Below are 6,358 nucleotides of genomic sequence, written 5' to 3'. Positions count from 1 at the left end.
CGGTCGACGGCGCGCTGGTCAAGGTGGGTGGGCCGGCCCTCCTTGCGCGCGAGGGGCTGGACACCCCCGCGGAGCTTGTGGGCGCCGTCGAACGCTGGACGGCGCGCGGTGCCACGGTGCTGCACGTGATCCGAAACGGTCGGGTGGTCGGCGCGCTCGCGCTCGAGGACGCGGTCCGCGAGGAGTCGCGCGACGCCGTTCGGGCACTCCAGCGCCGCGGCGTTCGTGTGGCGATGATTACGGGCGACGCCCAGCAAGTTGCCGACGTGGTGGCCGCGGACCTGGGGATCGACGAGGTCTTCGCCCAGGTGCTCCCGCAGGACAAGGACCAGAAAGTCGCCGAGCTTCAGCGGCGCGGGCTCAGGGTCGCGATGGTGGGCGACGGCGTCAACGATGCCCCCGCCCTCGCGCGGGCGGACGTGGGGATCGCGATCGGCGCGGGGACTGATGTCGCGATCGAGTCGGCGGGCGTTGTGCTCGCGGGGAACGATCCGCGCTCCGTCGTCTCGGTCGTCGAGCTCTCGCGCGCGAGCTACCGGAAGATGTGGGAGAACCTCGCGTGGGCCACGGGCTACAACGTGGTTGCCGTTCCGCTCGCCGCGGGGGTGCTCGCGGCGGTGGGCGTCGTGCTCTCGCCCGCGATCGGGGCCGTGCTCATGTCCCTCTCGACGATCATCGTGGCGCTCAACGCGCAGCTCCTGCGGCGGTTCGACGTGGATCCGGCGCGGGTTCGATAGCAGGATGGGGTTCGTGGGGGAATTTTTGGGACGGGCTGCGGGGGTGCTCACGGTGCGATTCTTGGGGGCGCGGTCCGTGGGGGTGCGATCCTTGGCGACGCGATCCTTGGGGGTGCGATTCTTTGGGGCGCGATTCATGGGGATGGCGCGGCCAGCTCTCGTAGCGTTCGTCGTCGTTCCGGTGATGGCGGGCCTTCTCGGCATGCACGTGCTCGAGGGCGTCGGGAGCCACGGGGCCAACCAGGCCGGCACTGATCACCCGGCCTGGGTTCACTCGGCAGGCGCTTACCCCGCCGGCGCTGATCAAGCACCCGGCAGTCACCCGGCCAGCGCTGATCAAGCACCCAGCGCTGATCACCCAGCCGGCACTGATTACCGAGCCCTCGAGAGAGCGCCAGTGGTGTCGCCCGGGACGCACGCTGTCTCGTGCCACGCCGGCTGCCCGGATTCCGGCAGCGTTTCGTATGTTTCTGACTGCACCCCAGCGCCGGGAGCGCAGCCCCCGTCGGTGCCCGCCGTCGTCGTCCTGGCGCGCTCCGATGCCGCGCTGGAGGCGCGAGGTGATGCTGCGCCGTCGTGCGCCGTGCGGGCTCCCGCGCCAAGTCTGGCCGCCCTCTCGATCAGCCGAACGTAGGCCGACCCCGGCTCCGCGCGTCCCGCCGTCGGCGGGGCGCCACGCACGTGTGTGCGCTACCAAGCTGATCGATAGGAAGAAAACTCATGACCAACCCCAAGTTCCCCCGCGCCCTACTGGCTGTCCCGACCAGGCTGGCTGCTGTGACCCGACTGGCTGCACTGACCCGTCTGGCTGCCCCGACTCGACTGGCTGGCGTGACCCGACTGGCTGTCCTGACCCGTCTGGCTGCCCCGACCCGTCTGGCTGCCGTGACCCGTCTGGCTGCCCCGACTCGACTGGCTGCACGGACCCGTCTGGCTGCCCCGACTCGACTGGCTGCCGTGACCGGGCTCACCGCGGCTGCCCTTGCGCTCGCAGGGTGTGGCGCGCCGGGTTCGGCGCCCTCATCCACCGCGCAGGCTCCCGATCACTCTGGCCACGCGATGCCAATGTCCACAGCCAGTGGCTCGGCCACTGCCTCGGCCCCGGCAACAGCACCGGCCTCCGCCGCGTTCAACGCAGCGGATGCCATGTTCGCGCAGATGATGATCCCGCATCATGAGCAAGCCGTCTCAATGAGCGAGACCGTGCTCGCGAAACCCGGCCTCGACGCCCGCGTCGCAGCGCTGGCGGTGCGCATCAAGGCGGCCCAAGCGCCGGAGATTGCCACACTCAAGGGCTGGCTCACCGCGTGGGAACAGCCGACGGCGATGCCCACCTCGAGTTCGTCGTCTACCGGCTCGACGGGCTCTGCCGGCGCCGGGCACAGCATGGAGGGCATGATGAGCAGCGGCGACCTCGACCAGTTGGCGCCGGCCGACGCGCCGACCGCCTCGAAGCTCTTCCTGAGCCAGATGGTGGCGCATCACGAGGGCGCCGTGCGGATGGCCCAGACCGAGAAAAGCGCGGGCAGGAACGCTGACGCGGTCGCGATGGCAGCCTCGATCGTCGACTCGCAGACGCAGGAGATCGCCGAGATGAAGGTGCTCCTCGCTGGCATGTAGACCTCGCCGCGGACTGGTGGGCATGTAGGCCGCGCCGCGGGCTGGTGGGACGGGGTGCCGTGTGTCCGCGCACGGCACCCCGCTCACTCGGAGTGCGCGTCTTCCGCGGGGACTAGGGGGATCGCGGCGAGGGGCGCCAGCGCGACCAGGCAGAACGCGATCGGGTACCCGACGGCCGCTACGAGGGCGCCAATGGTGGGCCCGACGACCGAGGCCGCGACGAACTGTCCCGTGTTCTGGGCGCCGAGCGCGGTGCCCGACCATTGCGGACCGGCGGCCTCAGCCACGGAGGTGAAGGCGAGCCCATTGTCGGCGACGCTCACGATCGTCGCGACGACGAACGCCGCGGCCGCGGCAGGTCTGAGCGCCGCGACGTCCGTCAGCGCGGCGATGGCCATTGTCGCCGCTCCCGCGACGGCGACCCAGCGCAGGAGCCGCACCCGGCTGCCGATCCGGTCGCTCCAGACGCCGATCGCAATGCGGCCCAGAGCCCCGATCATCTGAGCCGCGCTCACGGTGGCGCCCGCCGTGATGCCGTCGAGGCCGGCGTCGGCAATCAGCCACACGAGACCGAAGGTCGAGAGCGTGAACTGCGGCACAACGAGCAGGACCGAGACCGTGTGGATCCGCCACAGAAACGAGCCGCGCCGGTACGGGTTCGGGTGCTGCGGGTGCTGCGAGGGGATTCCCGCGGCCTGCGGCGATTGGCTGGAGGAGCGCGTCGAGCGAGGGGGATTCGCGATCCCGAGCGCACAGGCGATCGCGAGCGCCCCGTTGAGGACCATCGGTAGGACCATTGCAGCGGCCAGCCCATGGCTTGCCGCCGTGGTGGGGACGGCAAGCGCGGCGATGGTCACGCCGAGTGGCTGGGCCATCTGGCGGATGCCCATGGCCAGGCCGCGTCGATGCCTCGGGAACCAGCCGACGACGACGCGCCCGCTCGCCGCGTTCGAACTCGCCGCAGCTGCTCCCCCCAGCATGCCGAAGACGGCGAGTGCCGCGTAGCCGGGCGTGAGTGCCGCGCCGAGCGCTGCCGACGCGGTGAGTGCCAGACCAGTTGAGATCACCCAGCGCTCGCCGATCCGATCGGCCAGTGCGCCCCACGCGATGAGCGTCAACACCATGCCCACCGTGGGCGCCGCAGCAAGGAGCCCGGCTTGCGCGAGGGGCATGCCGAGGTGAGTCGTGAGCTCGGGGATGAGGAAGGCGGGCGCACTCACGAACGTCGTCCCCGCCGTCTGCGCGCCAACCCCGAGCAAAAGCATGAGCCAGGCCTTAGCGGGGGTTGGGGCTGGGGTTCCGGTCGCGGTCGCGGTCGCTTGGACCGTGCCTTGCGAGCTGCGTTGGCTGCCCGCTGCGTCGCCCGATCTCATCCCCTGCGGGCTGTCGCCCCGCCCGTCGCGGCTTGCCTCGCGGCGCCGGTTGCTGTTTGGCCCGTCGTCCTGCCTACTGCGCATGGGTTCCCCTCCCGTCGCTTCCACGTCATCTTGCCGCAGCGTCCACATTGTGAGCACTTTTGTCTCGCCTAATGGACATTTGGGGAACGGTGTCTGATGAGTGCCTGCTGTCCCCGGCCCGCAGATGGCATGGGCGCCGCGTAGAGGAGCGCGACAGGCATGAGCCCGCGGCAGGCGGGAGTGCGCGGTCGGCGGAGCGCGTGGCAGTCGGGAGTGCGCGGTCGGCAGAGCGCGTGGCAGTCGGGAGTGCGAGGTCGGCAGAGCGCGCCGCATAGAGGAGCGCGACAGGCATGAGCCCGCGGAAGGCGGGAGTGCGCGTCGGCAGGGCGCGTGGCAGGCGGGAGTGCGCGACAGGCATGAGCCCGCGGCAGGCGGGAGTGCGCGGTCGGCAGAGCGCGTGGCAGTCGGGAGTGCGCGGTCGGCAGAGCGCGGAGCCGTCAGAAGGGTGGCGGGGCGTCGGTCTCGGGGTGGGTGACGTACTTGCGACCCGTGGGCGAGGTCCATTCGAGGACGCCGCCCGGCGGTGGCAGGGCGGTTTGCGCACTCGGGTGCGGGTGAGGTGCGTCGGATGCAGGTGTGCCCGGGCCGGCTGTCCAGGGTCCAGATGCCCAGGGCCCAGTTGCACCTGGTTCCGTTGCTTCGGGTCGCGTTGACTTTTCCTCGCGCCAAGGCTCGGGGTCGAGCTGTTTGACCTTCCAGTGGCCGAGGGATTTCAGACGGTGGTGTTCGGGGCAGAGGAGCGCGAGATTGGCAGCGTCTGTTGTTCCGCCGTGCTGCCAAGGGATGGTGTGGTCGGTCTCGGTGGACTGGGCGGGTTTGTCGCAACCCGGGAAGCGGCATGTGCGGTCGCGAGCCCCCAGGAAGCGGCGGATGGCGAGCGATGGGGTGTAGCGCCGGCGGCCGAGCGCTAACGGGGCCCCGGTGTCGGGGTGGACCCACATCGTGGTCCAGGTGGCGGCCTGCGCGGCCAACAGCCTGGCAGCAGGGGCATCCAGCGATCCGTAGCCCAGAATCTCGCCGGGTACCTCGGACTCGCCAGTCAGCGTGCGTGCTGGAACCGTGACCACGACCTCCATCCGCACGCCGCCCGTGACTCGTGTGCCGTCATACGGCGCGCCACTGACGGACTCCGCGGCGGCAGGCTCCGCAGCTCCAGACCAGGCGCTGTCGGGCCCTGCACCCCCAGACCAAGGGGTACCGGGATCCGCCCCAGACCGGGCGCTGTCTGGCCCGGCAACCCCAGACCAAGCGGTGCCGGGACCCTCCCCAGACCACGTGCTGTCTGGCCGCCCAGACCCAGCATTCGCGGTGCCCGACGTTCCGGCTCGGGAGCCCGCGACCTCGTTGGAGAGGCCGGGCCCGGAAGGGACGGCGCTGGCGAGGAGAAGATCACGGAAGACGTCGGCGCGCAGCTGGCTGATCCCGCGGTCTTCGCCGGGCGTTTGGAGGGAGCGGGCGATCGCCTCGAGCCGAGTGTCGATCGCGGCCCCGACCTCCAAAGGCAGGTGGGCGGTGATCCAGCACATCCCGTCCCGTGTTGGCTCGACGTCGACGCGGCGAAACGCGGTGGCGTGGGCTTTGCGCGCCGCGAGCGCCTCGGGGTGGTGCTCCTCGGCCAAGCGGCGCAGCCGCCGCGAGAAGGCCCCCGGGCTCGGCGCCAATGCGGGGTCCCCTTGCGGGCAACCGAGCTCAACCGCAGCGGCGGCGAATGCTGCGTCCTTTCCAGGCGGCAGCACGGCCGCGTGCTCCACCACCGCTCGGGCTCGGCGGCGGTCTAAGCGCCCGTCCCGAAGGGCGTCCAGCACGGGGGCCAAGCCGGGCTCGGCGAGGGCGCGAGCCTCCTCGACCATAGCGCGGCCTGTGCGCTGTGAGACGTTGAGCGCCGCGGCAATCTCGGCGGCGGCGAGGGTGGGGGCCTCGGCGGCCTCGAGTCTGTCCCGGGCGCCCCGCCGGAAGTGCTCGCACAGCTCCGAGAGTGCAAACGACCGCAGCGCGTGGATGCGGGCCTCGTGCGCCTCGAGCATCTTGACGGTCTCGACGAGCCCATCCACGAACGCGGCGTCCGCCTCGAACACTGCGCCGCTCGGGAGCATCGGAAGCCTCGCCGGACTGTCGGCTGCCGGGCCCTCGACTGCTGGCTCATCGGTGACCGCGGACTGGCTGGCGGGATCCCCTCCCACCTCCTGTCCTACGGGGATCTCGGCCACCGGCCCATCGGCCGGCGGCCCATCGCCCAGCGGCCCATCGGCCGGCGGGTCGTCCTCGGCCGGACCTTTGTCTGCGCCTTGGCAGTCTGCGCTTTGGTTGCCTGTGCTCTGGTTGCCGGCGCCCTGGTTGCGTGCGCCCTGGCTGTCGGCGCTCTGGCGTGACGCGCCCGGCATTCCCAACGGCTCGTGCGGCGCCTCGGCGGCCTGCTTGGCCGCGTCATCGCGCGGATCTTCCCCCATGTCTTCCCCCATGAACCAACCCTCGCACCCCCCACCGACAAAATAAGCTCGCATAGCGAACCACCCCGAACGGATCTCCCAGCCAAGCGCGCGACAC

Annotated in this window: 4 protein-coding genes; 2 read left to right on the top strand and 2 right to left on the bottom strand. The window is 71.2% G+C overall.

What is annotated here, in order from left to right; translation table 11 throughout:
• Both ACLN58_RS16240 and ACLN58_RS16235 read left to right on the top strand, forming a co-directional pair.
• A partial coding sequence (locus ACLN58_RS16240; protein WP_415856293.1) for an HAD-IC family P-type ATPase occupies positions 1-737 on the top strand: 737 nt, incomplete at its 5' end.
• A 957-nt stretch (positions 738-1,694) separates the two neighbouring features.
• On the top strand, positions 1,695-2,357 hold the full coding sequence (locus tag ACLN58_RS16235; protein ID WP_415856292.1) for a DUF305 domain-containing protein: 663 nt from the start codon (positions 1,695-1,697) through the stop codon (positions 2,355-2,357).
• Between the two features lie 83 nt (positions 2,358-2,440).
• Here the strand turns inward: ACLN58_RS16235 and ACLN58_RS16230 are convergent, their stop codons facing one another.
• On the bottom strand, positions 2,441-3,814 hold the full coding sequence (locus ACLN58_RS16230; protein WP_415856291.1) for an MFS transporter: 1,374 nt from the start codon (positions 3,812-3,814) through the stop codon (positions 2,441-2,443).
• 437 nt (positions 3,815-4,251) lie between these two features.
• On the bottom strand, positions 4,252-6,273 hold the full coding sequence (locus ACLN58_RS16225) for an HNH endonuclease signature motif containing protein (protein ID WP_415856290.1): 2,022 nt from the start codon (positions 6,271-6,273) through the stop codon (positions 4,252-4,254).
• Positions 6,274-6,358 lie beyond the last annotated feature (85 nt).

Origin of the sequence: Sinomonas sp. G460-2, assembly GCF_047759905.1 — a bacterium.
Classification (GTDB): domain Bacteria; phylum Actinomycetota; class Actinomycetes; order Actinomycetales; family Micrococcaceae; genus Sinomonas.
Note: the sequence above shows the minus strand (reverse complement) of the source record. Positions and strands in the feature narration are given on the sequence as shown.